General features: G+C 46.5%; 30 protein-coding genes. 13 read left to right on the forward strand and 17 right to left on the reverse strand.

What is annotated here, in order from left to right; translation table 11 throughout:
- Positions 1–32: 32 nt before the first annotated feature.
- Positions 33–1,259 carry an ABC transporter permease gene (locus ACWHAR_RS09250; RefSeq protein ID WP_032874339.1) on the reverse strand — a complete coding sequence of 409 codons (1,227 nt, stop codon included), beginning with the start codon at positions 1,257–1,259 and terminating at the stop codon, positions 33–35.
- A complete protein-coding gene (locus ACWHAR_RS09255; protein WP_032874336.1) occupies positions 1,252–1,995 on the reverse strand; it encodes an ABC transporter ATP-binding protein in 744 nt (247 codons plus the stop codon). Before ACWHAR_RS09255 ends, ACWHAR_RS09250 begins: the two co-directional genes overlap by 8 nt.
- Positions 1,996–2,485: 490 nt before the next feature.
- Here ACWHAR_RS09255 and ACWHAR_RS09260 point away from each other — a divergent pair, with 490 nt between their 5' ends.
- The 3 genes from ACWHAR_RS09260 to ACWHAR_RS09270 all read left to right on the forward strand — a co-directional run bounded on the left by ACWHAR_RS09260 (position 2,486) and on the right by ACWHAR_RS09270 (position 4,777).
- Positions 2,486–2,923 (forward strand): HIT family protein, encoded by a 438-nt coding sequence (locus ACWHAR_RS09260; protein WP_007409220.1) that lies wholly within the window; start codon positions 2,486–2,488, stop codon positions 2,921–2,923.
- Between the two features lie 135 nt (positions 2,924–3,058).
- Positions 3,059–4,138: a 3-phosphoserine/phosphohydroxythreonine transaminase gene (gene serC / locus ACWHAR_RS09265; RefSeq protein ID WP_032874334.1), complete on the forward strand. Its 1,080-nt coding sequence runs from the start codon at positions 3,059–3,061 to the stop codon at positions 4,136–4,138.
- Positions 4,139–4,258: 120 nt separating this feature from the next.
- Positions 4,259–4,777: a tryptophan transporter gene (locus ACWHAR_RS09270; RefSeq protein ID WP_012117208.1), complete on the forward strand. Its 519-nt coding sequence runs from the start codon at positions 4,259–4,261 to the stop codon at positions 4,775–4,777.
- Between the two features lie 57 nt (positions 4,778–4,834).
- Here ACWHAR_RS09270 and ACWHAR_RS09275 read toward each other — a convergent pair whose 3' ends face one another.
- Entirely contained in the window at positions 4,835–5,026 is a 192-nt protein-coding gene (locus ACWHAR_RS09275) for a hypothetical protein (protein ID WP_007409223.1), read from the reverse strand.
- A 117-nt stretch (positions 5,027–5,143) separates the two neighbouring features.
- On the opposite strand from ACWHAR_RS09275, the gene ACWHAR_RS09280 reads away from it, so the two are divergent.
- Positions 5,144–5,500, forward strand: coding sequence for a YtxH domain-containing protein (locus ACWHAR_RS09280; RefSeq protein WP_007409224.1), 357 nt, complete (start codon positions 5,144–5,146; stop codon positions 5,498–5,500).
- A gap of 179 nt (positions 5,501–5,679) precedes the next feature.
- Entirely contained in the window at positions 5,680–6,291 is a 612-nt protein-coding gene (locus ACWHAR_RS09285) for an HTH-type transcriptional regulator Hpr (RefSeq protein ID WP_007610395.1), read from the forward strand.
- Here ACWHAR_RS09285 and ACWHAR_RS09290 read toward each other — a convergent pair.
- Positions 6,288–6,629: a YhaI family protein gene (locus tag ACWHAR_RS09290; protein ID WP_003155243.1), complete on the reverse strand. Its 342-nt coding sequence runs from the start codon at positions 6,627–6,629 to the stop codon at positions 6,288–6,290. The genes ACWHAR_RS09285 and ACWHAR_RS09290 overlap by 4 nt on opposite strands.
- Before the next feature lie 210 nt (positions 6,630–6,839).
- Here ACWHAR_RS09290 and ACWHAR_RS09295 point away from each other — a divergent pair, with 210 nt between their 5' ends.
- Together ACWHAR_RS09295 and ACWHAR_RS09300 are read left to right on the forward strand one after the other, a co-directional pair.
- Positions 6,840–7,370, forward strand: a complete 531-nt coding sequence (locus ACWHAR_RS09295) for a DUF3267 domain-containing protein (RefSeq protein WP_007409225.1) — start codon at positions 6,840–6,842, stop codon at positions 7,368–7,370.
- A gap of 60 nt (positions 7,371–7,430) precedes the next feature.
- Positions 7,431–7,649: a hypothetical protein gene (locus tag ACWHAR_RS09300; RefSeq protein ID WP_003155245.1), complete on the forward strand. Its 219-nt coding sequence runs from the start codon at positions 7,431–7,433 to the stop codon at positions 7,647–7,649.
- A 55-nt stretch (positions 7,650–7,704) separates the two neighbouring features.
- Here ACWHAR_RS09300 and yhzE2 read toward each other — a convergent pair whose 3' ends face one another.
- Complete coding sequence (gene yhzE2 / locus ACWHAR_RS09305) at positions 7,705–7,791, reverse strand: sporulation protein YhzE2 (protein ID WP_003155248.1); 87 nt, start codon at positions 7,789–7,791, stop codon at positions 7,705–7,707.
- A 124-nt stretch (positions 7,792–7,915) separates the two neighbouring features.
- On the reverse strand, positions 7,916–8,002 hold the full coding sequence (gene yhzE1, locus ACWHAR_RS09310) for a sporulation protein YhzE1 (RefSeq protein WP_017417375.1): 87 nt from the start codon (positions 8,000–8,002) through the stop codon (positions 7,916–7,918).
- A 158-nt stretch (positions 8,003–8,160) separates the two neighbouring features.
- On the opposite strand from yhzE1, the gene ACWHAR_RS09315 reads away from it, so the two are divergent.
- Complete coding sequence (locus tag ACWHAR_RS09315; protein ID WP_032874331.1) at positions 8,161–9,018, forward strand: peptidylprolyl isomerase; 858 nt, start codon at positions 8,161–8,163, stop codon at positions 9,016–9,018.
- Positions 9,019–9,056: 38 nt separating this feature from the next.
- Here the strand turns inward: ACWHAR_RS09315 and ACWHAR_RS09320 are convergent, their stop codons facing one another.
- From ACWHAR_RS09320 to ACWHAR_RS09345, 6 genes are all read right to left on the reverse strand, one after another.
- Positions 9,057–9,284: a sporulation YhaL family protein gene (locus ACWHAR_RS09320; RefSeq protein WP_032874329.1), complete on the reverse strand. Its 228-nt coding sequence runs from the start codon at positions 9,282–9,284 to the stop codon at positions 9,057–9,059.
- A gap of 114 nt (positions 9,285–9,398) precedes the next feature.
- Entirely contained in the window at positions 9,399–10,343 is a 945-nt protein-coding gene (gene yhaM, locus ACWHAR_RS09325) for a 3'-5' exoribonuclease YhaM (protein ID WP_003155251.1), read from the reverse strand.
- A 73-nt stretch (positions 10,344–10,416) separates the two neighbouring features.
- Positions 10,417–13,299, reverse strand: coding sequence for an ATP-binding protein (locus tag ACWHAR_RS09330; protein ID WP_032874327.1), 2,883 nt, complete (start codon positions 13,297–13,299; stop codon positions 10,417–10,419).
- On the reverse strand, positions 13,296–14,519 hold the full coding sequence (locus ACWHAR_RS09335; RefSeq protein WP_032874325.1) for a metallophosphoesterase family protein: 1,224 nt from the start codon (positions 14,517–14,519) through the stop codon (positions 13,296–13,298). Before ACWHAR_RS09335 ends, ACWHAR_RS09330 begins: the two co-directional genes overlap by 4 nt.
- Before the next feature lie 111 nt (positions 14,520–14,630).
- Positions 14,631–15,890: an ABC transporter permease gene (locus ACWHAR_RS09340; protein ID WP_007610385.1), complete on the reverse strand. Its 1,260-nt coding sequence runs from the start codon at positions 15,888–15,890 to the stop codon at positions 14,631–14,633.
- Positions 15,883–16,779 (reverse strand): ABC transporter ATP-binding protein, encoded by an 897-nt coding sequence (locus tag ACWHAR_RS09345; protein WP_007409231.1) that lies wholly within the window; start codon positions 16,777–16,779, stop codon positions 15,883–15,885. The genes ACWHAR_RS09340 and ACWHAR_RS09345 overlap by 8 nt, the downstream gene beginning before the upstream one ends.
- 105 nt (positions 16,780–16,884) lie before the next feature.
- Here ACWHAR_RS09345 and ACWHAR_RS09350 point away from each other — a divergent pair, with 105 nt between their 5' ends.
- A complete protein-coding gene (locus ACWHAR_RS09350; RefSeq protein ID WP_015239502.1) occupies positions 16,885–17,070 on the forward strand; it encodes a YhzD family protein in 186 nt (61 codons plus the stop codon).
- A gap of 24 nt (positions 17,071–17,094) precedes the next feature.
- On the opposite strand, the gene ACWHAR_RS09355 is transcribed toward ACWHAR_RS09350, so the two are convergent.
- Positions 17,095–17,862 carry an enoyl-CoA hydratase gene (locus ACWHAR_RS09355; RefSeq protein ID WP_032874323.1) on the reverse strand — a complete coding sequence of 256 codons (768 nt, stop codon included), beginning with the start codon at positions 17,860–17,862 and terminating at the stop codon, positions 17,095–17,097.
- A gap of 184 nt (positions 17,863–18,046) precedes the next feature.
- Here ACWHAR_RS09355 and ACWHAR_RS09360 point away from each other — a divergent pair, with 184 nt between their 5' ends.
- Genes ACWHAR_RS09360 through ACWHAR_RS09370 form a run of 3 tightly spaced genes read left to right on the forward strand, consistent with a single transcriptional unit; the run spans position 18,047 to position 20,147 of the window.
- Positions 18,047–18,400, forward strand: coding sequence for a hypothetical protein (locus ACWHAR_RS09360; protein ID WP_007610381.1), 354 nt, complete (start codon positions 18,047–18,049; stop codon positions 18,398–18,400).
- A gap of 27 nt (positions 18,401–18,427) precedes the next feature.
- Positions 18,428–18,925, forward strand: a complete 498-nt coding sequence (locus ACWHAR_RS09365; protein ID WP_032874321.1) for a cation:proton antiporter regulatory subunit — start codon at positions 18,428–18,430, stop codon at positions 18,923–18,925.
- A gap of 7 nt (positions 18,926–18,932) precedes the next feature.
- Entirely contained in the window at positions 18,933–20,147 is a 1,215-nt protein-coding gene (locus ACWHAR_RS09370; RefSeq protein ID WP_003155266.1) for a cation:proton antiporter, read from the forward strand.
- Between the two features lie 26 nt (positions 20,148–20,173).
- Here the strand turns inward: ACWHAR_RS09370 and ACWHAR_RS09375 are convergent, their stop codons facing one another.
- From ACWHAR_RS09375 to ACWHAR_RS09385, 3 genes are all read right to left on the reverse strand, one after another.
- Positions 20,174–21,463 (reverse strand): lysine N(6)-hydroxylase/L-ornithine N(5)-oxygenase family protein, encoded by a 1,290-nt coding sequence (locus ACWHAR_RS09375; RefSeq protein ID WP_015417143.1) that lies wholly within the window; start codon positions 21,461–21,463, stop codon positions 20,174–20,176.
- Between the two features lie 101 nt (positions 21,464–21,564).
- Positions 21,565–23,067, reverse strand: a complete 1,503-nt coding sequence (locus ACWHAR_RS09380) for a coproporphyrinogen III oxidase (protein WP_007409236.1) — start codon at positions 23,065–23,067, stop codon at positions 21,565–21,567.
- Between the two features lie 111 nt (positions 23,068–23,178).
- Positions 23,179–24,045, reverse strand: a complete 867-nt coding sequence (locus ACWHAR_RS09385) for a Cof-type HAD-IIB family hydrolase (RefSeq protein WP_007409237.1) — start codon at positions 24,043–24,045, stop codon at positions 23,179–23,181.
- 383 nt (positions 24,046–24,428) lie between these two features.
- Here ACWHAR_RS09385 and ACWHAR_RS09390 point away from each other — a divergent pair, with 383 nt between their 5' ends.
- Positions 24,429–25,568 carry a DNA alkylation repair protein gene (locus ACWHAR_RS09390; RefSeq protein ID WP_079891128.1) on the forward strand — a complete coding sequence of 380 codons (1,140 nt, stop codon included), beginning with the start codon at positions 24,429–24,431 and terminating at the stop codon, positions 25,566–25,568.
- Between the two features lie 38 nt (positions 25,569–25,606).
- Here the strand turns inward: ACWHAR_RS09390 and ACWHAR_RS09395 are convergent, their stop codons facing one another.
- Positions 25,607–25,957, reverse strand: coding sequence for a YlbF family regulator (locus tag ACWHAR_RS09395; RefSeq protein WP_014720937.1), 351 nt, complete (start codon positions 25,955–25,957; stop codon positions 25,607–25,609).
- Positions 25,958–25,978: the final 21 nt, after the last annotated feature.

A 25,978-nucleotide genomic window follows, 5' to 3' on the forward strand; every position in this document is an offset into this window, starting at 1 on the left:
TTCTTTCATTGAGGTCTCAAAAACCCGATAGATTACAGCTTGCCGTACTTTTTCAATCTTCCGCCCATATACGAAGGCATGATCACAAAAATCAGAACGGCTGAAGCAACAGCCGCATACAGCGCCCCGCTGACTCCCGCGGCATAAGCTGACGCTGCACAGAACAGCAGCGCCTGCACGGTTAATGCCGATTTCATCAGCGAAAAGAAACTTTGCAGCTTCGCTTTCTGATTGACCGGGTAAAGCTCCTGCAGAGAAAGGTGATGAAAATGCCCGAACAGCGGCAGAAGCTGTATTCCCGTAATAAAGACGGTAAATACGGTTAACGCCGCCGTGATCCACGGATTGGCGGAAACGAGCATAATAATCAGGATAAAAATAATCGTGAGCCTGACCTGAATGCCGAGATAATCATTTGAACGCAGAAAGGCCCGCGCATACATATAGGAGAACGTTTTCCGCTGTTCAAATGGAATCATTCTGAGCAAAAAGTCGAGATACGCCCGGCGTTTTGCCTGTTTCTTCAGGTGAGGCACATCGGTAAACAGATTGGCGATTCTGTAAAACCGCTGCTTCCTTCTTAATTCATATTCAATATGGGCTTCCCATTTTAATGATTTATGTTTTGCGGCCGATGTGAAATACACATAAAGGCCGGCCATCACAACATAGACGGCGGCAGCGTACACATAAAACGACTGTAAGACGAAGTATAAAAGCAGCATATTGCAGATAAAGCGTATGACCGCATCCATCATTTTCATGCTTCTGTCATTCATAAACGTCATCCGCCACTCCATGGCCTGATTCCACGCTTTTACCGCCAGCATCTGAATAAATACGGCGGCATACGACGCAAGCGACGCCCCCGGACTTACAGCGAAAAACAGGGGCATGCATACAACCGACAGGGCAATAAGCGGAAACAGCTGTGACAGATAGCTGTACTTAAATGAATGTTTAAAGTATGTCCCCATTTTCGGTTCAAGCGGCAGCAGAAACACGAGGTCCGCTTCCTTTAGCAGCGTCCGGACGTATGAACCGGTCAGCACAAATGAAAAGAGCACCGCCATCACCCAAAATGACGGAAAATGAACGGGAATGTCTTTGACCCACTTGCTGTACCAGCTTGCCGCGCCGGCAATAAAAAAGATCAGCACAATGACGAGATGATCATTGAGCATATATTTCATATACATTCTGGTTTCCTTTATATGCTCTTCAAGCCGGGACTGCCAAATAGTAGACATATTATTCATGGCCGGCGTCTTCCTTCGTCAGTTCAATATACAAGTCATCAAGAGCTGCGTCTTCCATGCCGAACTGCTCTCTCAGTTCTTCCAGTGTGCCGCTTGCCCGCACTTCGCCGTTATGTAAAATAATGAAAGCGTCACAGTAGCGCTCTGCCGTAGCCAGGATATGCGTTGACATCAGCACGCTTGATCCGGCTTTTTTCGCGGCGTCCATCCGCTCCAGCAATGCATTGATCGCAAGCGGGTCAAGGCCGAGAAACGGCTCGTCAATGATATAAAGCGAAGGCTCCGCGAGAAACGCGCACATGATCATGACTTTCTGCTTCATCCCTTTGGAAAAGTGAGCGGGAAACCATTTCAGCCTTTTTTCCATTCTGAATTCTTTCAGAAGCGGAGGAAGCCTTTTTTCAAGCGTTTCTTTGGAAAGGCCGTACGCCATGGCCGTCAGCTCCAGATGCTCTTTGAGCGTCAGTTCTTCATACAGCACCGGCGTTTCTGGGATGTACGTAAATTGCGAGCGGTAGCTTTCCTTATCCTCCGAAAACGTCTTGCCGTTCAGCTCGATCGCGCCTTTATGCGGGTCCATTAATCCGATAATATGCCGGATCGTCGTGCTTTTGCCCGCGCCGTTTAATCCGATGAGTCCGACAATCTGGTTCGGCTCAAGGGTGAATGAAACATTTTTTAAGACCGGGTTTCTCGTATAACCGCCGGTTAAGTCTTTTACCGATAGCAGAGACATAATTTCTCCCCTTCTGATTCGTTTTTCTTCATAGTACCAAAAATAAAGTCTGATTTGAAACGATTCCCTTTTTTTCTCACGTGAAAAGTGTGCATAGTTATCGTTTTGGCGGACATCATAATATATGTAGAAGGAAACAGCTTTAATCAACTGAAAATGAGGTGTTTATAAAAGACGTCTTAGAACAGTTGGATGAAAATCAACATGTCCTGTGCTTACAATTTCTTCACACACTGCTTTGATGATGTTCTTCATTCATGATGAAATAATCAAATGAGGTGTTTGTCCCAGGAATGATTAAGCAGACCCATAAGTCTTCATTTTAAAAACAAATGAGGTGCTTACAAAAGGCATATTCAATTTTCTGTGATAAAGCTCGTACTTCTGCATCAGGGTGAACGCGCAGCCGTTCATCCTGTTTTTTGTTTTGGCCGTTTTTGTGGTACGATGAGAATATACATATATTTCTTTTCAGGGAGGAAACCCATCTATGCACAAAGCGGACGATTGTATTTTCTGCAAAATCATTGCCGGTGACATTCCGTCTTCAAAAGTATACGAAAATGAACACGTCGTGGCGTTTCTTGATATCAGCCAGGTCACAAAAGGCCATACGCTCGTGATTCCGAAAACACATATCGAAAACGTGTACGAGTTTACGCCTGAGCTTTCTAAAGAATATTTTGAAGCGGTGCCGAAAATCGCACGCGCCATCCGCGATGAATTCGAGCCGATCGGGCTGAATATTCTCAATAACAACGGTGAAAAAGCGGGCCAATCGGTGTTCCATTTTCACATGCATATCATTCCGCGTTACGGAAAAGGAGACGGTTTCGGGGCTGTCTGGAAGACCCACGCCGAAGACTATACGCCTGACGATCTTCAGGAGATCGCTTCAACCGTCAGAAAACGGCTTGCCTCATCTTAAAGATGAGGTTTTTTTGCGTCCGGAAACACAAAAAACATAAATTATATTTTTTCATATCAAAAAAATCAAAAAATTGTGATAGGATAATTGTATTATTTCTTACACTAAAGCGGAAAACAGGGAGAGATCGTAAACATGGAACGTACAACGAATTTCAATGCAGGACCCGCAGCCCTTCCACTGGATGTGCTGCAAAAAGCACAAAAAGAATTTGTCAACTTCAATGATACCGGCATGTCCGTCATGGAGCTGTCCCACCGGAGCAAAGAATATGACGCGGTGCACCAAAAAGCCAAAAGCCTTCTGAAAGAACTGATGGATATTCCCGACGATTATGATATTTTATTTCTTCAAGGCGGCGCAAGCCTTCAATTCTCCATGCTGCCGATGAACTTTTTAACGCCGGAAAAAACGGCGCACTTCATCGTAACGGGCGCATGGTCTGAAAAAGCACTCGCCGAGGCGAAACTGTTCGGAAACACATCCGTTACGGCAACAAGCGCAGATTCAAACCACAACCACATACCGGAAGCAGACCTCTCAGGAATCAAAGACGGCGCCTATCTGCATGTTACGTCAAACAACACGATTTTCGGAACGCAGTGGAAAGAGTTCCCGAATTCACCGATCCCGCTCGTAGCCGACATGTCAAGCGACATCCTGAGCAGAAAAATTGATGTCAAAACGTTTGATGTCATCTATGGCGGAGCCCAAAAAAACCTCGGGCCGTCCGGCGTCACGGTCGTCATCATGAAAAAATCATGGCTTGAAAACGAAAACGCCAACGTCCCTAAAATTTTGAAATACTCCACTCACACAAAAGCCGATTCACTGTATAATACGCCGCCTACATTTGCGATTTATATGCTGAGCCTCGTCCTTGAATGGCTGGCTGAAAACGGCGGTGTCGAAGCGGCTGAACGGCGCAATCAGGAAAAGGCCGACGTCCTGTACGGCACAATCGACGCAAGCGGCGGGTTTTACGCGGGGCATGCCGCAAAAGACAGCCGTTCTCACATGAACGTCACGTTCACCCTCCGCGACAGCAGTCTCACGAAAAAATTCGTTGAAGAAGCGAAAGCGGCTAAAATGACCGGACTCGGAGGCCACCGCTCAGTCGGAGGCTGCAGGGCGTCTATCTACAACGCCGTCAGCCTGGCTGATTGTGAAAAACTGGCTCAGTTTATGAGAAAGTTCCAGCAGGAAAACGAATAAATTTCTTCTAACATAACGGTTCCTTTGATATACTGTTTGCATATCAATTTTTCCGGCCATCGCAATAAATGACGAGCATATTATTGGATGGCGAAAAAGCTTAGCAGAGGAGAGCTTAGTATGAAAACAAAAGAATTAGTCATTATGGCCCTGTTTGCGGCAATCGGAGCGGTGCTTCATTCCATTATGCCGCCGGTATTATTCGGAATGAAACCCGATATGATGCTTGTGATGATGTTTATGGGTATTCTGTTATTCCCCCGTGTGCAGAACGTGCTGATGATTGGGATTGTAACGGGAATCATTTCCGCACTCACGACATCTTTTCCGGGCGGACAGCTTCCGAATATCATTGAAAAACCGGTAACGGCGTTTCTGTTTCTCGCGCTGGCGCTTTTGGTGAAAAAGAGCGTGAAAACAGCGGCCGCCGCCGTCATTACGATAGCCGGCACCTTCATCTCCGGTTTGCTCTTTTTGGCGCTGGCCCTTCTGATTGTCGGCCTGCCGGGCGGATTCACCGCATTGGTGCTCGCGGTCGTCCTTCCGGCGGCTGCGCTGAATACGATCGCCATTATCATTATGCATCCGATTGTGCAGACGATCTTAAAACGGTCCAATATGATTGAAACGGTGAAATAACCGCATACCGAAACCTCTTCCGGCCGGAAGAGGTTTTTTAATGTGTTTCAGCATGTTTTATACGAGAAGTTTTGTGAAAAAGATAAGGAACAATGCGAGGGCGGTTCCTGCTGAGCAGACAATGGCCTTTTGGCGGACGACCCGCTTCGGCGGATAAGAAGCGGCCTGGCCGAGCAGTTTCAGGTAATAAACGGCGCCCGCCGCAAAGACAAGAGCCATACAAGATAAAACAATCATAAAGACAGACAACCTTCTCCCTCCTTTTCCCTTAAAAAATATGCTAAAATAAAGCAAGCTATGTATAGAAGTTTATTCTTCTGAACAAAAATGATAAAAGTTACGAGAAAAAAAACGGGGTGATTTCAAATGGCTGACGGACGTTCCCTTTTAACAGGCCTTTTCGTAGGCGGATTGATCGGAGGCGCAGCGGTGTTACTCTCGGCTCCTTCATCCGGAAAAGAGCTGCGGGGCAAAATCAAAGCGAATTGCAATTCAATTGAGGACACAATCAAACGGTTAAAAAAAGACGGAATGGCGCTTAAGGACCAGCTTGTCCAAACGGCGAAAGAAAGCGCAGAAGTCATTAAAGACGTAGGCGGAGAGCTTCAGACCAGCATTAAAAGGTGGCAGGAGGAAATCAAGCCGCACCAGCAGGATCTCCAAAAGGAAATCGCTGATATCGAAGAGAAAATCAGACAGCTGGAGAAAACCTTACAAAACTAATATCCTATACAACCAAAAAAAGTGCGGACATATTGCGTTCCGCACTTTTTTTTGCGGTTTAAAGCCTTTCCCAGCAACGGATCAAGAATTTATTATAAAATTCTTAAATTTTCATCTTTATTAATCTTTATTTTATTGGCATAATAGAGGAAAAGAAAATGTGAAGCAGGTGATCTGTATTGAATCGTGTTGAACCGCCTTACGATCTAAAAGAAGCTTTAATCTATACCCAAAAAATGGCGCAGCTGTCCAAAGCGCTCTGGAAATCTATCGAGAAAGACTGGCAGAATTGGCTGAAGCCGTACGACCTTAATATTAATGAGCATCATATATTATGGATTGCCTATCAGCTTAAAGGAGCTTCTATTTCAGAAATCGCCAAATTCGGCGTTATGCACGTATCAACTGCATTTAACTTTTCAAAAAAGCTTGAAGAACGGGGATATCTGAAATTTTCCAAGCGGCTGAATGATAAACGGAACACGTACATTCAGTTAACAGAAGAAGGGGAAAATGTATTCGAAAGCCTGCTTGAGGAGTTTGATCCGTCGAGAAACGCTGTGTTTAAAGGCTCACAGCCGATCTACCACTTATTCGGGAAGTTTCCTGAGGTTGAAGAATTAACCTGTGTCATCCGCCACATTTACGGCGAAGATTTTATGGAGATATTCGAGAAATCATTGACAAACATAAACAATGATTTTGATAGTGAAGACGGAAGGCTGAAGAAAAAAACAGACGAATCGGCTGCCCATGAAACGGCTGAAGAGCTGGAACCGATCAACAGTTAATCAAAGTGCTTCATAATCTCAATAAATTCTTCCATCAGCGCTGTATAAAGCCCCTGCTCATACAGAGCAAAAATCGTTTCATGAACATCTAATTTTTCGTTCAGCTGTCCCGCAAAAAGCGCAAGGAGCTTGTCAAACGTCACAAAGCCTTGCGCTTTTTGCGACTCCAGCTCGTCCTCCAATTCGCGGCAGATCCGCCCGACCTCTTCTCCTTCTTCTTCGGTCAGCCCTTTTTCAATCATCATCGCATAAAAAGGGTACTTATCCATATCCACCGTTTTCACCAGCAATTGTATGTAATATTCTAAACGCCCGATACGCTGATCCATTGAATCCATCCGTTTCACTTCTTTCTATCTTTAATCTTATTTTAGCTGATAATGAATGGAGAAGAAAGGTTAAACCGTACATTTCCATGTTTCACCGAGCTCTTCTGTTCTTCTCTTTCCAGGTTTATTTTTTTCTTTAAAAAAGGATTGATTTTTTCTCCTGAAGAGAGTAAATTATTTTGAGATTGTATTCCATCTTTGTACGGAAGGATGACTCTGATGAATTGCTGGAAAACCATTAATCTGATCAAAGATTATGGTGCGGTTCGTTTATTATTGACTGCTGTAGGTTTTATGATCCTGTTTTTTATATGCAACTTCTTGGCATTCGGGCTGCTGCGTCCGAATATCAGTTTAAGTGACGGGCACGTGTTTGCTTTTTGTGTTCTGCTCGTTGTTACTTTATTTGTACATAAAGTCATACATGTCCTGCCGATGATCTGTAAAAAAAGAAAAAAGGAAATGAAAATGTACTTCTTGCGGATGCCGACATGGAAAGGCATACCGAAAACAACGATGCTGATTTCAACGATCAGCCCGTTTTTATTCATTACGCCGTTATTGTTTTATGCCGGACTGGCATTTCCGAGACACGCTCATTACTTTTATATGATTTCGAGTATTCATGCGGGGTATTGCCTGCCTGATCTTCTGTTTGCGCTCCATCTGGTCAAAGCGCCCAAATCATGTCTGATTGACCAGGAATCCGACGGTTTTGATATTTTAGTAAAAAAAGTGCCGGAGTCTTGATGTCCCGCTGATTTTTCAGGTTACATTCTATCTTTTTTAATAAATATTTGGTAATGTAATATGGGAGCAGTTCAGAGAGAGGGGGAATCTCCCATCATTTTATTCTATTTTATCGTGGCTGCCCTGTTTATTCTTTATTTCATAAACAGGCTCACAAATACATTATGCCTTGTCAGAGAGATTCCTGAAGACCGGCAGGATAAGGTATTCCGTTTTATTAATGTATCTATTTTAATTTTACTGATCTCTTCATTCGTCGAGATCTCCTTTACTGTGTAAACAGGCAAAAAATATGGCTGACGGAGGTCTGACCCCCGACAGCCATATTTTTTTCTTAATAAAGCCAAGAAGCGCCGATGATGATCAATAAGATGAACAGAACAACCAATAATGCAAAACCGCCTGCAAATACTTCACCCATCTCCAAAAGCACCTCCTACAAAACGTTTTATTTTTCCAATTACATCATATGCAATTTACTTCTGAAACGATTAGGCGCCCGGGTAAGAAAACGGACCGCTTTTGGAAAAAGCGATCCGTTTCGCTTAACAAATGTAAGCTGCACCTACGATGATAAGCAATATGAACAGTACTACGAGCAGTGCGAAACCGTTTGAATATCCTCCGCCCATGGTTCATTACCTCCTTTTCATGATCAATATATTTGTATGTATCAGGAAAAAGTTTGACTAGACGAATGCCCTTTATTTAAAATCTTTTTACAGAAAGCCACAATATGTTATGATACGCATATGCAATTTAATTTGGATGATTAGGAGTGTTTAATGGAATGAAGAAAATCGCGATAGCAGCTATTACGGCAACGAGCGTCCTGGCTCTCAGCGCTTGCAGCAGCGGCGACAACGACGTGATTGCCAAGACGGATGCCGGAAATGTAACAAAAGGCGAGCTCTACACGAACATGAAAAAAACCGCGGGCGCAAGTGTGCTGACACAGCTCGTACAAGAAAAAGTATTAGCAAAAAAATACAAAGTATCGGATAAAGAAATCGATAACAAGCTGAAAGAGTACAAAACGCAGCTCGGCGATCAGTACAGCGCCCTTAAACAGCAGTACGGCGAAGATTACCTGAAAGATCAGGTGAAGTACGAACTGCTTGCGCAAAAAGCGGCGAAAGACAACATCAAAGTGACTGACTCCGATACGAAAGAATATTACGACGGCTTAAAAGGTAAAATCCGCGCGAGCCACATCCTTGTCGCTGACAAAAAGACAGCTGACGAAGTGGAGAAAAAGCTGAAAAAAGGCGAGAAGTTTGAAACGCTTGCGAAAGAATATTCAACTGACAGCTCAAAAGACAACGGCGGCGACCTTGGCTGGTTCGATAAAAAGTCAATGGATGAAACATTCAGCAAAGCTGCATTCGGCCTGAAAGTCGGACAAGTCAGCGATCCGGTCAAAACAAAATTCGGTTATCATATCATCAAAAAGACAGAAGAACGCGGCAAATATGATGACATGAAAAAAGAACTGAAAGAAGAAGTTCTTAAGCAGAAATTAAACGACAACTCAGCTGTACAGGCGGCAATTCAAAAAGTCATGAAAAAAGCTGACGTAAAAGTTGAAGACAAGGACTTAAAAGACACGTTTAACACTTCAACATCATCATCTTCTCAATCTAAATAAAAAAACTGTGCGGGCTCTCGGCGAGCCGCACAGTTTTTTTATGCGATCGAATGATTGGAGTTTTCTTCTGCATCCCCGTTTTCACCTGCGGGCGCCGCCATACGGCGCTCGCGTTCCTGTTCCATCCGTTCAATATACACCCTTCCTTCTTTTTCAATAAACGACTGGTCAAGCTTTTCCTCTTCTTTAGCTGTTGTGAAAAGCTTATAAGCACTGAAAATAATTCCGATAATGCAAAGGTATACCCACCAAGGAAAAAATAGCACGTCGGTTTCCTCCCTTTTTCACCCAGAGTCTTTATTCTAAGCTATGCTTGATAAAGACAAGTTATGAGAGCTGAACGTAAAAAAGACCGATCGTAGAGAATCGGCCTTTTTATCTTATTGATGGAAAGTCGGTTTGTAGAAAGAACGGTTTTCAAGCGCAAATACACGCTCTGTGTATTCGCCCGGCTTCACCCGTTCCAGCGCTCTGTCCATCATGATCATTTTTGCATCCAGATTGTCAATGTAGTGCAGAATTTCCGCTTCTTTCACCATCGGCGGTTTCGGGCTTCCCCATTCCGCTTTTCCGTGATGGCTTAAAATCAAATGCTTCAGAATCAGCACTTCTTCAGCGTCAATCTGAAGCTCTTCGGCTGCTTTTGAAAGCTCTGTCACCATGATCGAAATGTGCCCGAGCAGATTCCCTTCCACGGTGTACGTTGTGGAGACGGGGCCTGAAAGCTCTTTTACTTTGCCTAGATCATGCAGAATGACTCCGGCATACAGTAAATCCCGGTCAAGAGACGGATACAGATCGGCAATCGCTTTTGCCAGGTTCAGCATGGACACTACATGATACGCGAGCCCGGAGACGAACTCATGGTGGTTTTTAGCCGCAGCCGGGTAATCCATAAACTCAGCCGCATATTTTTTGACCAGATGTCTTGTGATCCGCTGGATGTTTGGGTTTTTCATTTCAAAAATGTATTGAGTGACGGTTTCCATCATTTCATTTTTCGGAATCGGCGCCGTTTCCAGAAAATCATCAATGCTGACATTTTCGTTCTCGCCGGCCGGCCGGATGTTTCTCAGCTTAAGCTGGTTTCGTCCGCGATAGTGATGGACATCTCCGATCACCTTCACGATCGTCTGCGCCGCGTATGTTACTTCATCAGTCGGCTTGGCATCCCACAGCTTCGCTTCGATATCTCCCGATTGGTCCTGCAGCATTAACGTCAGGAATGGTTTTCCGTTGCTTGCGATTCCCTTAGTCGAAGATTTAATCAGAAAGTATTGATCGACCTGCTCGCCGACCTCGTGCAGCATAATACCTTTTGCCATTCTATTAAAAGCTCCCTCCATATCTTACATAATACCAGTATAGCACATACCTCTTTTTTGAAAATAAACTCTTTTATGACAGGAGCCGCATGACTTGTCCGCTGTGAAAAGACCGGCTGACATGCTCATGGCAGGTGAAATAAAGTATCTGCCGCCCGCCTTCTGAAAGCTGATTCAGCACATCAAACAGCCGCTGCAGCCTCTGCCTGTCAAAATGGACAAAACTGTCATCAAGTAAAAACGGCAGTGATACCGCAGATTCCCTCTCTGACGCAAGGGCAAAACGAATCGCCGCATAAAGCTGCTCGCATGCCGCCTGTGAGAGTTCGCCTGCAGAAAACACCGTTCCGTCTTTCCGCATGACCATAATGGAATCATCAGCCTCGGAGAAATACAATTTGTGATAGCGTCCGTCCGTAAGCGGTCCGTATAATGCACCGGCGGTTTCTAACAGACGGGGAAGCGTCACTTTTTTATGCCGCTCCATTTTTTCCCTGATGATGTGTCTGACCGTCTGTAATGCAGCCCACTCTTTAGCGTTTTTTTTCACGCGCTCCTTCTGCATTTCTGTCTGCTGTTTTAAATCGGATACAAGCCCCGAGGACTCCAGCTGCTCTTGCTTCACCGTTAATAAAGCGGTTTGCTCACGGAGCTGGGCGCTTTTTTCCTCAAGCGTTTTTTTCTCTGTTTCCTTCTGAACGACTGTATGTTCAAGTTCGGACACTGTGCGGCTCATGTACGGCTCCAGCTGTTTTCCGCCTATGCCGGACAAGTGCGTTTTGATTTCGCGCAGCTGCCGCTCTGTTTCCCGGCGGCTTTCATTCAGCCTGGCGAGTTCACAAAAGTGTTCGCGGTTGTTTGCGCCTGCCGCCATGAAAAGCTGTTTGACCTGCTGTTCGTAGTAATGAACTTCTTCGTTTAATTCACGCATTTGCTCTTGTGCATGCAGCAGATCCGTTTCGAGCGCCTGTTTTCGTTTTGCTTCCTCACGGGCCCGTTCCGCCTGCGCCAGCAAAACGTGCAGTCTTTCTTTTACGGACAGCTCCCTTCCGTCTGAAGGACTCAGCTTTTTGACCCGGTCCTCAAATGCTCTTTGCAGCTTTTGCAGCCTGCCCGCTTCAATGGTCAGCTCATGCTTGTTAAGGATTTCTTTTTTGACATCTTTCATCACATGATATGCGTCAAGAAGATGGGAAGGACTTCCTGAAAACCCCAGTTCATTCATAAAAAGTTCCGCCTGTTTTTCAGACGGCGCCATTTCGGCCTCCCATTCTTCATATTGGCGGATGACTCTTTCATATGCCGCTTCTTTCTGTTCGAGCACGGCTTGATCCGCAATCAGCTGCTGCCGGTGCCGGCCGTCACGCCAAAGCTCTTCCTGCAGAAGATCAGCCGCTTCTTTGGAGATCGCCGGCTTCTTTTTCTTGTGTCCGGGCCCTCCTCTTTCTGACGGCAGCGGTTTTTGCATGCCGGACAGCATATATAGCAGCAGAGCACCGGTAAAAAGGGCAGCGGGCAGCCATTCCTTTAACATAGCGAAAATCGCAATGAACAGAATGCCCGCACAGAGAAAGAGCTTTTTTTGTTTGGCGCGCTGTTTTTCCAGATGCTGTACATGTGCCTGCCATTTGTTTCCTTCTGTATCAGCCGTTTGCTTATATGATTGTAAAGCGGCTTCTTTTTCTTTCCTGACAGCGGGGTCCAAAATGTTTTCCGCCGTCACGGCATGTTTTCGTTCGGCTTCTTCCAGCTCCAGCCGCGCTTGTTCGAAAATCGCATCAAGCTGTGTCTTTCTTTCTCTAGCCTGTCCGGCGCTCTGCACGGCTTCCTGCAGCCGCCATTCATATTCATAATCGGTGTTCAGTGAAAGAATGCCGTCCTCCTCATGTCTTCCGAGCTGCTGCAATCCTGACGAAACGCGGGCAGATGTCTGCCGGATCTGTGATTGGATGGCGGCAAGCTGTTCGCCGCGCGATTCGTACATATGCTGCTCGCCGGAAAGCTCCTGCAGCTGCCGCTCTTTTTGCAGCAAGTCCTCATTTGGAGCGAGCAGATCAGCCTGCCGCCTGAGTTCAGCCGCTTTTGCCCGAAGCCCCTCAAGACGGGCCGCTTTCGGATGGAGATGCGATTCGTATTTTTCAAGCTGATGCATTCCGTCCTTCGGGAATTGCTTCAATGCTTCCGGATAAGAAGAAAGTTCGCTTTCCAAGGCTGTTTTTTTGTCTGCGAGCGGCTTTGCTTCTATCGCCGATTTTACTGTTTTGATTTCTTCAGTTATGTCTTTCAATCGTGCTTCGGCATCCTGCAAACGGCCGCCGGCGCTTTTTTTCTCTTCCAGAAGGCTGTGATAGCCCGCTTCCGCAGCTTCCGCCTGTTTCAGCTGGGCGCTGAGCCGCTTTAATGTATCCAACTCCTGATTTAAGCGGGGGTTCCGCCCGTTCGGCTTATACATCCTGTCAAGTTCTTTTGCCAGTCGTCCGTCAAGCTTTGCCGCCGCTTCCGACCCGAATAAGCTCGAATACAGGAGAAACTCGCCGATTTTGTCCCGGTTAAAAGCTTGAATCTCCTGCAGTCCGAATACATCGAACGAATAGATCGCTTCGTACAGCGCCCGGTCTGTATCGGAGAGAAGCTGTTTGAGCCATTCTCCGTCCTTGATTTCGCCTGAAGCCGTATACACTCTGACTTTTTCGGCGGCGCCTTTTGTCCGTTCGATTTTGACAGCACCGTGATCGCCATGCTTCAATTCCACAGTGCCGCCGTAAACCCCGCCGTTTTTCGGTTCGTATTTTTTTGATTTCGGAAAACCGAACAGCACGCTTTTGATGAAGGACATCAATGTCGTTTTACCCGCTTCATTTAATCCGTAGATCACTTGCACGGGAGAATCTGACAGCTGAAAACTCCGGTCAGAAAATTTTCCATATTGGTAAATATGCATCGCCGTTATTTTCATCGCTGAAGCTCCTTCATTTGGCGTCTTAAAACGGCTTGAGCCTGCCGCTTAATATCCAGTATCTCTTCATCTGTAAATGAAGCCATCTGACGCCGGTATACGGGATGACGCTCAAGGGCTTCAAATACACCGCTCATGTCCGCGCATTGTTCTATGTCCTGAAGCAGCCCTTTAAAAAACGGATCGGGCGGCCCGCTGTCTGTTTCGTCCGTCCGATCCTCAAGCGCAAGCGGCCAGACGAAACATTCCTCTTCGGCCTCTTCCTCCTGTAAAGCGGAAAGAAGCTCCTCCGCAATGCCTGCGGGCGCCTCCGTCCAAAAGCGGGGCGCCGCGCCGCGAAGCACCAGCCTGACACATGCCGGGCGGCCCGCCGCGCGCAAGCCGGAGAATGTATCCGATGCGGTTTTCAGAAGTGAAGTCATATGTTCAGCTCCGGAGATATCAAGATCAATCTCCTCCCATAACACATCATGCGCTTCTTTGAATTCCCAAGACATCTCACCGTTTGCCGCCCGGACGAGATAATATCCCTTAGGCCCGGTTTCTTTTAAATGCCGGGCTTGAATATTCCCGGGGTAAATGGCGGCGGGATGCTGGGCGGACAGAACCTGCCGTTTATGAATGTGTCCGAGAGCCCAGTAATCCATGCCGCTTTTTTCAAGGTCTTCTTTCGTAAACGGGCAGTACGGGTCATGCCCTTCCGCTCCTGATAACATGCCGTGGAGCATGCCGATATGATAAGGCGCGCCGGTCATTTTCCGGTAACGGGCCGCCTGATTGACCGTTACGCTTCTTTCCTGATAGCTGCATCCGTATATGCTTGCCGCAAGCTCTCCGTTTTTAAAGAAAGATTTTTCCTCCGGTGTATCCGAGGTGAAGATATGTACATTTTCCGGCCATTCAATCGGCGTCCACTTACCGCCCAAATGATCATGGTTGCCGAATATGACGAACACTTGGATATCCGCTTCCTGTAATCTCGCAAACTGTTTTCTCAAAAACAGCTGGGCTTTTAAACTTCTGTTGGCTTCGTCAAACAGATCCCCCGAAAGCAGCACGAAATCTGCCTGCTCCCGGAGTGCCCCGTCCGTCAGTCGGCGGACGCTGTGAAATGTGCTTTCTTTAATACGCGCATATACCGGTTCAGGCAGATTCGAAATGCCGTAAAACGGGCTGTCCAGATGCAGGTCAGCGGCATGAATAAACGTCAGATCAGCCATCTCGCCCTCCCCTTTCTGCAAATTGAATTACCCTTATTTTAGCACCGTTTTTATACGAATGCACGTTCTGTAAAATAAAAAAAACAGCCCGGCTGTTCCGGGCTGTTTCACTTATTTCTTGGAGATACGCAGCGCTTGTTTGATCGCTTTGAATCCGCTGGCGTTTCCGTAAATCAAAACGCCGCCTTTGTAAATTTTCGCGCCGACCGCTGCAAAGATCACGATAGTGAGCAGTGTCAGGGCGATTCCGGCCGCAGCCTGCCAAAACGGGATATCGAGCATCCCGACGCGTAAAAACATAATCATCGGCGTGAAAAACGGAATGTAAGATGTAACGGTAATAAAACCGGCGTCAGGATTGCCGATGCCGAACATGGCGATCATAAAACCTGCCACGACTAAAAAAACCATCGGCTGAATCGTCTGCTGTACGTCCTCTATCCGGCTGACAACACTGCCTAGAAACGCGGCAAGCGTCGCGTAAAGAAAATAGCCGAGCAAATAGAAAATGACGGCATAGACTATCGTCGAGACGGGAACATCCGTAAAATTGAGAAATGCACTGATCGGCGACGACGCATCATTTTGAGGGTTCAGCTTCAGTGAGAGATAACCCGCTGCAATCAGCACCGCAAACTGTGTGATCCCCACGAGCGCGATACCGAACAGTTTGGCAAACATCTGCTGAATCGGCGGCATGCTTGAAATTAAAATTTCCATGACGCGGGACGATTTTTCCGTCGCCACTTCCATCGCAATCATGCTTGCGTACATGATAACTGAGAAGTAGATGACAAACAGCATGATGTATACAAGCCCCATTACCTGACCGAGCTCTTCCTCAGACTTCGCCCCTTTTTCCAGCGCGTCTTTGCTGACTTCCGGCGGAGTGTAGAGGCTGCTGACTTTTTCTGCCGAAATGCCAAGCTTGGCGGTTTCGACAGCGGTTTTTGTCTGGGTTAAAGCCTGCTTGAGCAGTTTATACGCTGATTCATCGGAAATGGTCAGCGCCTTGTATGCTCCTGTTATCGTACCTTTTTGATCTTGTCTGATGATAAACAGTCCGTCCCATTCACCGTCTTTGACACGCTTTACGGCATCTTTTTCGGACTCCTTCGTCTCCATTGCCTGCAGATCATTGTCTGTATCCGCCGCTTTAAGCTGTTTTGCAAACGCCGGGTACAGCCCGCCCGTTTCATCAATCACTGCGATTTGCTGCTTGCCGTCATCCGATTGAAACACGGATATAATCGATTGCAGGTTGGTCACCGCTAATACTAATAAAACGGTAATGGCGGTCGAAATAATGAATGACTTTGTCGTGATTTTGTTTTTATATGTATGAAACAGCATAATCCAAAATTTACTCATAAACGGCCCCCACCTTTTCTATAAAAATATCATGCAGTGACGGCTCTTCCAATTCGAACTTCCGTATAAAACCTTTCCCTTGCAGCGCCCGGAAAATATCCTGAGAAACCGGTTCATTCGCGACCTGCAGTCTGATCCCGTCATTTGTTTCCTTCCATTTCACGACGCCTTCATGCGTTTTTAAAAAGCTGAGGTCATCATCTGAATGAACGGTGACATTTTTTTTGCCGAAAGACCGCTTAATGTCTTTCAGATTGCCTTGGACGACGGGTTTTCCCTTCTGGAGAATGCACAAATTCTCGCAAAGCTCTTCCACATGCTCCATTCGGTGGCTTGAAAAAACGATGGAAACGCCGCTGTTTTTCAAAGAAATAACCGCTTCTTTCAGCAGCTCGACATTCACCGGATCAAGACCGCTGAAAGGTTCATCGAGAATCAGCAGTTCAGGCTTATGCAGGACGGCCGAAATGAACTGGATTTTCTGCTGGTTTCCTTTCGACAGCTCTTCGACTTTCTTATTCTTGTAATCTGTAATGCCGAACCGCTCGAGCCATGTCATGAGCTCTTTTTCCGCCTCTTTTTTGCCCATTCCTTTTAATCTCGCCAGATAGACAAGCTGGTCACTCACCTTCACTTTCGGGTACAGCCCCCGCTCTTCCGGGAGATAGCCGATTTTTTCACTGATGGAATAATTGACCGGCTGCCCTTTCCAGGTGATATGCCCGTCAGTCAGGCTTAAAAGACCTAAAATCATCCGAAAGGTCGTCGTTTTTCCCGCGCCGTTTGCGCCGAGCAGCCCGAACATTTCCCTTTCAGGTATTTGCAGGTTCAAATTGTCAACAGCGGTAAAGCTGCCGAATGTTTTCGTTACGTTTTCAATTGTAAGCACGAATCCAACTCCTTCCTTGACCCATTATATACTAATAATGGGTAAAAATTAATGGAGGATTTTAAATTCTTTATCAGAATATCATTCTATAAAGGGGGTGACATGATGGGACAATATGTATTGACCGCATTCCATGCGTCGGGAGAAACGCTGCTGAATGAACGAATCGAAGCGGATAATGAGGCGGAGGCGAAGGCCGCCGGAGAGGCTTTATTAAAGGAAAAAAAGCTTGAGAACAGTACTCATCGCTTGGTAAATGAAGCCGGAAAGCTGATTTTATTCCACAGATAACAGAAGCTTTCCGGCTTCTGTATTTTACCGGTTAAATTGCGGCGTCCGTTTTTCTAAAAAGGCGCGGATGCCCTCTTTATGATCATCCGTTCTTCTCATATTTTCCTGGGCCTTTCGTTCAAGAGACAAAACGTCTTTTAACCGGCTGATATGGAGGCTCTGATAAATAGCCTTCGTTTCAATCATCGCTGACAGCGGCGCATGCAGCAATCGGTCGATATACGGTTGTGCCCCCTCCGCAGGACCTCCGCTGAACAGCCCGTCGGCCAGCTTGAGCCGCACAGCTTTTTCAGCAGGCAATTTTTCACCGCTCCAAATCAGTTTTTTCGCTTCGATCTCACCGACGCGTCTCATTAATAAATAATGGCCTCCTCCGTCGGGAACCAATCCGATGCCGATGAAATTCATCGCGAGGCGGGCGTTTTCTTCGGCGAGCACCATATCGGCGCACAGCGCGAAACTCAGCCCGAGCCCCGCCGCGGCTCCGTGGATGGCGGCAATCACAATTTTTTTCATATCATAGAGGGTCAGCGTAATGGATTCGATCATTTTCATGAGCCGTTCATATTCTCCTGAATCATGATCCGACGTCATCATCTGAATATCACCGCCCGCGGAAAATCCCCGGCCTTCCCCCCGTAAAAGCACGATAAGCGCTTCGCTGTCGGCTGCCATCACGCATGCATTTTCCAATTCCCGGAGCATTTGTTCATTCAGCGCGTTGTAACTGTCAGGCCGGTTCAGCACAATCTCTGCGATCTTTCCCTTTTCTTCATAACGAATATACTGCATGTTTACATCCCCCTTGAATCCGCTTACATATTTTGTTCAAATGATATATTCCTTTCTCCGAAGCGAAACTCCTTTATTTTTCAAGGTCAACAGATACCGAAAAATGCATATCATTTGAAACTGAACATACATTTTTATATAGTGAAATTGATATACAAAACAAAAGGGGGGAAAAACACCGATAATGAAATATGTGATACTCAGCTTGTTACTGAGCTTTTTTATGGTGCTGTTCCCCCCTTCGGATGTCGCTCTTCCTTCCCAATTGGTGACAGAAACAGACAGCCATGTACAAATTTCGGTTTACCCGCAGGAAACGGAATCGGCAAAGACGCCGGTTCAAACCAAAACCGCTCCGCAAGGCCTGTCAAAAGGATACGGTGCGTTATCCCGGATGATCTCCCTGTTATCTGTCAAACCTCTTGATCAATTCATTGATTCCACAATGGAAAGGACATGCGCCATTCCGATACAATACCAGTCAAATTACCTCCGGCATCAGACCATTTCTCATTGCCAATCTGTATTTACGGTGTAAAAACAGTATATTCCGGAGGGATTTTTTATGAATATTAAAGAAAACGATCTGCCCGGCATCGGGAAAAAATTCGAAATCGAAACGAGAAATCATGAAAAAATGACGATCATCATTCATGATGACGGCAGGCGGGAAATTTACAGATTCGATGACCGCGACCCTGATGAGCTTCTGGCAAGCATTTCACTTGATGATGCGGAAGCAAGACAGATTGCCGCGATTATCGGCGGGATGGTGTACAAACCGCAGGCGCTTGAATCGATTGAAATGGCGTTCAGCGATCTGATTATCGAATGGTTTAAAGTTGAAAAAGGGGCAAAAGCGGCAGGGCGTACGCTCGGCGAACTGGATGTGCGCCAAAACTATGACGTGACGGTCATCGCCATCATTAAGCATGACCAGAAAAAGTTTTTAAACCCGGGCGCTGATTCGCTCCTTGAAACAAACGATACACTCGTCCTCTCAGGTGAAAGAAAGCATCTGAAAAAGCTGATCCAAGACTTCCTCTCCAGAGACGGAGTGTGATCTGTTTATGGACCATCTCGTATTTGAAGTCGGTACGGCATTAGTTCTTGTGGCCATTGCGAGTGTCATCGCCAATAAAATTAAATTCTCGATCATCCCCTTCCTGATCATTTTAGGAATGCTCGTCGGGCCGCACGCGCCCCAAGCGGGCATCATTGACCTGACGTTTATCGAAAGCCGGGAAGTGATTGAATTTTTCGGGCGGATGGGCGTCCTGTTCCTCCTCTTTTACCTCGGGCTTGAATTCTCGGTCGGAAAATTAGTCAAATCCGGACGTTCAATCGCCGCCGGCGGAACGATTTATATTCTGATTAATTTCAGTTTAGGGCTGATCTACGGCTTTATTACGGGCTTTTCCTTTTTGGAAGTGCTTGTATTGGCGGGCGTCATCACGATATCATCAAGCGCCATTGTCGCAAAGGTGCTTGTCGACTTAAAGCGCACGGCCAATCCGGAAACAGAGCTGATTCTCGGCATCATTATGTTTGAGGATATCTTTCTGGCGGTTTACTTATCCGTCGTTTCCGGGCTTGTTCTGGGAGACGCGACGTCTGTCGGAGGCGCGCTGATGTCAATCGTGATCGCTTTCGGATATATGCTGCTGTTTTTCATTGCCGCTCGAAAATTGCCGCCTCTGCTGAACAAGCTGCTTGATATCCGTTCAAACGAGGTATTTGTCATCGTCATTTTCGCCGCGCTCTTTTTCATTGCCGGCTTTTCCGAAACGATTCATGTCGCTGAAGCGATCGGCGCGCTCTTGCTCGGACTCGTGTTTTCGGAGACGGCCCATTCTGACAGGATTGAGCACCTTGTCGTGCCGTTCCGTGACTTTTTCGGGGCCATGTTTTTCTTCAGCTTCGGTCTCAGCATTGATCCGTTTTCACTCGGAGATGCGGTATGGCTCGCCCTCGGCGCCGTTCTGCTGACGATTGCCGGAAACTTTATCGCCGGCATGATCGCCGGGCGCCGGGCGGGGCTTTCTCATAAAGCATCGTCCAATATCGGGCTGACCATTGTGTCCCGCGGCGAATTCTCCATTATCGTCGCAAATCTCGGCATCGCCGGCGGCCTGTCCGCTTCACTTAAACCTTTCGCCGCCTTATATGTTCTGATACTGGCCATCTTCGGCCCTTTGCTCACGAAAGAATCGAAGCGGATATATCTCCTGTTGAACAGCGTGTTCAAATGGAAGACGCCTGAAAAGAAGCCGCAGAAATCATAAAAAAAAGCTGACCTCTTCATAAGAGGTCAGTTTTTTTGAGCAGGAAGAAATTGCTGAAAAGCCGTTTTTTTATTAATGGAGAAATGCTCTTTTCCCAGAATGGTATTGATGATTTTTTGATTTCTGTAAACAGACAGCTTCAAATTCGTAGCGCCCGTTCCGTGAGCATGATCAAGATTCGTTAATGTGAAAAAATGATGCCGCCTGTCGTCCTTAAAGACAAGACGGGAATCTGCCGTCACTTTAAACCGTTTCTCATCCTCCCATTCGATATCAGGGGCAATTGCCGTAAACCATTCCGGAATATGAGGTTTAAAACCGGTCGCCAATATCACTTTTTCTGAATCGGCCGTAAAGGTTTCATCCATCTGCCATTGATGAAAGCTCAGTACGCAGCGCCCGTTTTGCTTTTCAATTTTTTCAAGCTCCGCCATCGGCTGAATATACACGTCAGGCGAACCTCCGCTGATCGATCTGTGATACAGGGCATCGTAAATGGCGGCAAGTGTGTCAGAATCAATGCCGTGGCGCAGTCCGTCCAGCTCAGGGAGTGTGTTCAGCCGTTCTTTAAAAGGCAGGCGGTTAAAATATTCCACATAATCAGGTGTAAACATTTCCTGCCCGAGCTTGGCGGTTTCCAATTCTCGAAATCCGGCGGAGCGTGTCACCCATTGCAGCCGGCTGCGGCGGTATTGTTCATCGTGCAATAAGTCAGAAAAGATCTCCGCGGCGCTCTGTCCGGAGCCGACCACTGTAATTGATTCGGCGCCGGCGAGCTCGTCTTTCCGAAACAAATATTCCGTGCTGACCATCGTGTCCTGACGCGCTTCGTCAGCAATCTCTGCGGGAATAAGCGGCTCAGACCCCGTCCCCATGACGAAATGCTTCGTTTGATAGACACTGATGCTTCCGTCCTCAATGTTCTTGACGCTGACGTCATAATGTCCGCCGGCATTTTTCACACCGATTACCTCTGAGCCGAAACGGCATGATTTGATTTCTGAAGCCGCCCAGCTCAAATAGTCGTTAAATTCCCGTCTCGGAATATCAAATTCATTAAACGTATAAAACCGGTACAGCCGGTCATGTTCATGGAGAAAGTTTAAAAACGTGTAGCGGCTTTTCGGATCGGCGAGCGTGACCAGGTCCGCCAGAAACGCCACCTGTAAATCCGTCCCTTTAATTAATAGACCGGGATGCCACGCAAATTCTTTCTTTTTATCGAAAAAAAGAGCGTCTGTTCCGGGTATATCCTCTAACAATGCGGCAAGCCCTAAATTAAACGGCCCGATTCCCGCTCCTATGACATCATACATAATTACACCTCTTACGAATAACAGTCTGATGGTCTTTTCCCGTTTTTGCAGACGGTTAAACATAAAAAAAACGGCACGCTGATTCCGTGCCGTTTTTGATATTATAATGCAGATTTGACGAACATCTCATCTAAGTATTTGATTTTCTCTTCTGTATAATGCTCGAATCGGTCATTATATGATTTCGGATCTTTCGGATTGGCGAAGTGCGTGATTTTTCCGGTTTCCGGATGAATGAATTTGCTTGCCGCGCCGCAGCCGATACCGATAATCGTCTGCACTTCTTCCATAATCATAATGTTGTAGATGCTTTCCTGACCAGGGAAGGAGTAGCCGACATTTTCAAGGTTTCCGAGAATGTTTTTCTGCCGGTACAAGTAGTACGGCGTATAGCCGTGCTCTTTTGTCCAGCGGACGGCGTCATCCATCATGCGGGACACTTCCTGTCTGTCGGCAACTTTATACTTATGCTTGTTTCTCGTCATTTCTGACGCCCGTTTAAAAGAAAGCGTATGAACGGTCAAAGATTCAGGCATCAGCTTTTCCGTTTCCTCAAGACTGTGCCTGAACTCAGCCGTCCCTTCTCCCGGCAGGCCGATGATCAGGTCCATGTTGATGTTATTCATGCCGTGTTTGCGGGAAAGATGATATTTTTCGATGGTTTCTTCAACTGTATGGTGTCTGCCGATGGCCTTAAGCGTTTCGTTTTCATAAGATTGCGGGTTAATGCTGATTCTGTCAATCTTATACTTATTTAAAACGGCCAGCTTTTCCTCCGTAATCGTGTCGGGACGGCCCGCTTCAACGGTAATCTCCCTGATATTCGCGACATCCGGGAAAGAGCGGACCATTTCTTCATATAAAAGATCCATTTCCTCAGCGGTAATGCTTGTCGGCGTGCCGCCGCCGAAATAAATGGTCGTCACTTTGATATCATGCCGCTTCAGCCATTCTCCGATTTTCTGCATTTCATAGTGAAGCCCCCATAAAAAGGAGCCGACTCTTCCCGCCTGTCCTTGAATGGCATAAGCCGGAAACGTGCAGTAGGCGCATTTTGTCGGGCAGAACGGGATGCCGATATATATGCTGACTTCATCTTTGACCCGGTACAGATCGGGAACCGCAGCGAGCTGACGGTCGACGATCTCCTGCATCAGATTGATTTTTTCATCATGGATCAGATAATCTTTTTTCAGATCGGCGTGCGCCTCTTCTTTTGTCAGGCCGCTCTGCAGCTTTTTATGAAGAAGTTTAGTAGGCCTGATGCCGGTTAAGATGCCCCATTTTTGTGTCATGCCCGTATGCGATTGAAGAAGATTTAAGTAGACGTACGACAGCGTGTTTTTCACCTGTTTAAATACTTCTTTTTCGCTCCATCCGGCAAGAAGCGGTTTCGTATGATGTTCCTTTTCGCCGGTTCCTTTGATTTCTCCGGATACCGACACGCTGTCTGCATCTTGAGAAATGGCAAGTGAGATGACGAGATCAGAGGGCTCCTCCGTTTCGCCGTACGCAAGAACACACTCTTCAAAAAACAAATTCGCGATGTTTTGCAGCGGACGATGCAGCCTGTCATCCGTGATGCCGTCTATTTTTATTTGCAATGTGATCACCTTATTTTTCAGATTCAAAACTTTCTTTAGTGTACAGAAAGAACAGGCTAAAATCAATCCGCGAAAAAGCCGCAGACCGGCGGTTCGCGTCTGCGGCTCTGATTACGGCCGTTTCATATGGAACTTATCGAGAAAGCCTTTGCGGTGCTGCATGCGGAAATATTCCTTAATCATATAGGCGACTCCCTGTTCATCATTTGACCTTGTCACCCAGTCCGCTTTTCTTTTTAATTCATTTGAGGCATTCCCCATCGCGACGCCGAGACCGGCCAGCTCGATCATCGGCAGATCATCTTCCTGATGGCCGATAGCCACAACCTCTTCCATTGAAAGCCCGAGATCAGCGGCGACCATCGAAAGTCCGCTTTCTTTTGAAACCCCTTTAGGCACGATGTTCAGTTTTTCTCCGTTGACGCGGATCACATCGACGGCCGGGAATGCTTTCATTATCGTATCCGTTATATCAGCCTGCAGGCCATCTTCGGCATGCACTTCAATGACGGGCGCTGAAACCGGCTCATCAAGGAGCAGGTCACTTAATGATTCGACAAACTGCACCGGATAAAAAATCGGGTCAGACGGATGAATCATCGTTTTCCCGACCAGATTGGAGTTCACTTTCTTCTTGTTTCCGATCGAATATTTTTCGTGAAGAAGCCGGATATTGCATGGATAGCTTTCCAGCACCTGAACAATATTAAACGTGTGATCTTCTGATATTTTCTTTTCAAAAAACGGCTCATCTATTTTTTCAGAAATGTATGCGCCGCTGTGGGTAATCAATTTCGCATTCAGCTTTAATATTTTCGCCACTTTTTGAGCGGAGCGAAAATGGCGGTTTGTGACCAGTGTGACGTAAATTCCTTTTTTCTTGACGTATTCGATGGCATCCTTTGTCGTCTGATGAAGTTTGCCGTTGGAGCGAAGAAGCGCTCCGTCTATATTTAACGCCAGCATTTGTTTTGACACAGAGAAGTCCCCCTCCTTGATGACTGTACTTGTCATTAGGATATGACCCTGTCTCTTTGTTTAGAACAACCTTTTCTCCGCAGCAAAAAAGCCTGCCTCAAGCAGACTTTGAACTGTCGTTTTGTTGGGATACGATCGATTTGCTGCCTTCTCCCCAATGTGTATTTCTATTTACGAAATATATCAGGAACCCCTTATTTGACCGTTGATGCGCTCGTTTCACTTACTCTCTGTTGCTACCCCTTAACATACCAGGCAGTATAGGCGACCGTATCCTTAGATCATCTGTAAGTGTAGGCGCTTTCAGAGTTATTATCTCAATTATATTATTAAAAAACAAGGGTTTTTTTAACTAAAAAAATCAGAGGAAATATCTATGCTGAATGTATGATAAAGTTGAAAGGGAACATACATTCTCATATAATAAAAGAAAAAAAGCGGTGACTGTCATGTCTCTATTAAAAGATATTTATAACGAAGAATTTGCAGAAGCACTTCTGAACAGAATCAAATCGGCGTATCCGGCTTTTGAGCGGGACAAGTGCCGGGCGCTGATGTTTCAGGAAGATTGGCCCGGACTGACGTTAAAACAGCGGATGCGCCGGATCACAGACTCTTTATATGAAACACTGCCGAAGGATTACATACGGGCGCTTGACGTCTTATATGAGACAGCTCCCCGCTTCTCAGGGCTCGCCGGGATTATTTTTCCCGATTATGTCCAACAGTACGGAACGGATCACTGGGACGAATCAATGAAGGCGCTTCAGTATTTCACTCGTTTTTCCACTTCCGAATTTGCGGTCCGCCCGTATATCAGGCTTGACCGGGAGCGGATGTTCAAAGAGTTCCTTTCCTGGACGGAGCATCCGGACGAACATGTCAGAAGGCTTGCCAGCGAAGGCTCAAGACCGCGCCTGCCGTGGGGAATCTCCATTCCGGCTCTTCTTGACGATCCTTCCCCGATTCTCCCTGTTCTGGACCGCTTGATGCAGGATGACTCGTTATATGTCAGAAAAAGCGTGGCGAATAACCTGAATGACATCTCCAAAACACATCCGGATCTTCTGGTACAGATCGCAGCCGAGCGGTTCGGAAGCTGTCCGCACACGGACTGGATTTTGAAGCACGCCTGCAGGACACTGTTAAAAAGAGGAGACAAACAGGCACTTGCGGTTTTCGGGTTTGAAGACGCCACCCGGATTTCATTGGAACGTTTTACACTGAATTCGGAAACGGCCGCCATCGGAACAAGCATACATTTTTCTTTTCAGATCCGCTCATCCGCCCGGCAAAAAGTCAGGGTTGAATACGCGATTGATTTTGTAAAGAAAAGGGGGCACCGCAGCCGCAAGGTGTTTAAGATGTCGGAGTCCGCCATGGATAACGGAGACGTAAAAGCCTTCAGCAAACATCATTCCCTTAAAGATTTAACCACCCGCAAGCATTATCGGGGAATTCACACTCTGTCTGTCATCATTAACGGAACGGTAAAAGGTTCGCTTGATTTTTCTGTTGAATAAAAAAACCCCTCCATTTCATAGATGGAGGGGTGTGGAGCTTATTCCGGGCTGCCGTAAAGCTCTTCAAGAGGTTTCATAATGATTTTGTTTAACTCGCCGATCAGCATGCTCATGCGCTGTTCCGCTTCCATCAGCTGAGAAATCAATTCATGCTGCTGTACGAGAGCAACCGTTTTTTGTGCCTGCTCTACCTCTTCCTGAGTGATTTCTTCACCTGACATCTGTTTCTGCTGAAGCTGCAGCTGTACATTGCGGAAGTTATCAAACATGCGTTTTGCGGATTCATCTGCGTTTACTTGATCATAAAGCCCTCTCAGACGGCTGTATTCATCACTGTTTCGCAAAGCTTTTTCAAGATCATATGCTGCATCATAAAAATGAACTGCCATAATAACCGCTCCTTTCTTCCT

It is taken from the genome of Bacillus sp. LR--39 (genome assembly GCF_053613335.1).

Excerpts from the sequence above, each read along its gene's own strand:
- ACWHAR_RS09250 (WP_032874339.1), bottom strand. The coding sequence starts at position 1,259 with ATGAATAATATGTCTACTATTTGGCAGTCCCGGCTTGAAGAGCATATA.
- ACWHAR_RS09255 (WP_032874336.1), bottom strand. The coding sequence starts at position 1,995 with ATGTCTCTGCTATCGGTAAAAGACTTAACCGGCGGTTATACGAGAAAC.
- ACWHAR_RS09260 (WP_007409220.1), top strand. The coding sequence starts at position 2,486 with ATGCACAAAGCGGACGATTGTATTTTCTGCAAAATCATTGCCGGTGAC.
- serC (WP_032874334.1), top strand. The coding sequence starts at position 3,059 with ATGGAACGTACAACGAATTTCAATGCAGGACCCGCAGCCCTTCCACTG.
- ACWHAR_RS09270 (WP_012117208.1), top strand. The coding sequence starts at position 4,259 with ATGAAAACAAAAGAATTAGTCATTATGGCCCTGTTTGCGGCAATCGGA.
- ACWHAR_RS09280 (WP_007409224.1), top strand. The coding sequence starts at position 5,144 with ATGGCTGACGGACGTTCCCTTTTAACAGGCCTTTTCGTAGGCGGATTG.
- ACWHAR_RS09290 (WP_003155243.1), bottom strand. The coding sequence starts at position 6,629 with ATGGATTCAATGGATCAGCGTATCGGGCGTTTAGAATATTACATACAA.
- ACWHAR_RS09295 (WP_007409225.1), top strand. The coding sequence starts at position 6,840 with ATGAATTGCTGGAAAACCATTAATCTGATCAAAGATTATGGTGCGGTT.
- ACWHAR_RS09300 (WP_003155245.1), top strand. The coding sequence starts at position 7,431 with ATGGGAGCAGTTCAGAGAGAGGGGGAATCTCCCATCATTTTATTCTAT.
- yhzE2 (WP_003155248.1), bottom strand. The coding sequence starts at position 7,791 with ATGGGTGAAGTATTTGCAGGCGGTTTTGCATTATTGGTTGTTCTGTTC.
- yhzE1 (WP_017417375.1), bottom strand. The coding sequence starts at position 8,002 with ATGGGCGGAGGATATTCAAACGGTTTCGCACTGCTCGTAGTACTGTTC.
- ACWHAR_RS09315 (WP_032874331.1), top strand. The coding sequence starts at position 8,161 with ATGAAGAAAATCGCGATAGCAGCTATTACGGCAACGAGCGTCCTGGCT.
- yhaM (WP_003155251.1), bottom strand. The coding sequence starts at position 10,343 with ATGGCAAAAGGTATTATGCTGCACGAGGTCGGCGAGCAGGTCGATCAA.
- ACWHAR_RS09330 (WP_032874327.1), bottom strand. The coding sequence starts at position 13,299 with ATGAAAATAACGGCGATGCATATTTACCAATATGGAAAATTTTCTGAC.
- ACWHAR_RS09335 (WP_032874325.1), bottom strand. The coding sequence starts at position 14,519 with ATGGCTGATCTGACGTTTATTCATGCCGCTGACCTGCATCTGGACAGC.
- ACWHAR_RS09340 (WP_007610385.1), bottom strand. The coding sequence starts at position 15,890 with ATGAGTAAATTTTGGATTATGCTGTTTCATACATATAAAAACAAAATC.
- ACWHAR_RS09350 (WP_015239502.1), top strand. The coding sequence starts at position 16,885 with ATGGGACAATATGTATTGACCGCATTCCATGCGTCGGGAGAAACGCTG.
- ACWHAR_RS09355 (WP_032874323.1), bottom strand. The coding sequence starts at position 17,862 with ATGCAGTATATTCGTTATGAAGAAAAGGGAAAGATCGCAGAGATTGTG.
- ACWHAR_RS09360 (WP_007610381.1), top strand. The coding sequence starts at position 18,047 with ATGAAATATGTGATACTCAGCTTGTTACTGAGCTTTTTTATGGTGCTG.
- ACWHAR_RS09365 (WP_032874321.1), top strand. The coding sequence starts at position 18,428 with ATGAATATTAAAGAAAACGATCTGCCCGGCATCGGGAAAAAATTCGAA.
- ACWHAR_RS09370 (WP_003155266.1), top strand. The coding sequence starts at position 18,933 with ATGGACCATCTCGTATTTGAAGTCGGTACGGCATTAGTTCTTGTGGCC.
- ACWHAR_RS09375 (WP_015417143.1), bottom strand. The coding sequence starts at position 21,463 with ATGTATGATGTCATAGGAGCGGGAATCGGGCCGTTTAATTTAGGGCTT.
- ACWHAR_RS09390 (WP_079891128.1), top strand. The coding sequence starts at position 24,429 with ATGTATGATAAAGTTGAAAGGGAACATACATTCTCATATAATAAAAGA.
- ACWHAR_RS09395 (WP_014720937.1), bottom strand. The coding sequence starts at position 25,957 with ATGGCAGTTCATTTTTATGATGCAGCATATGATCTTGAAAAAGCTTTG.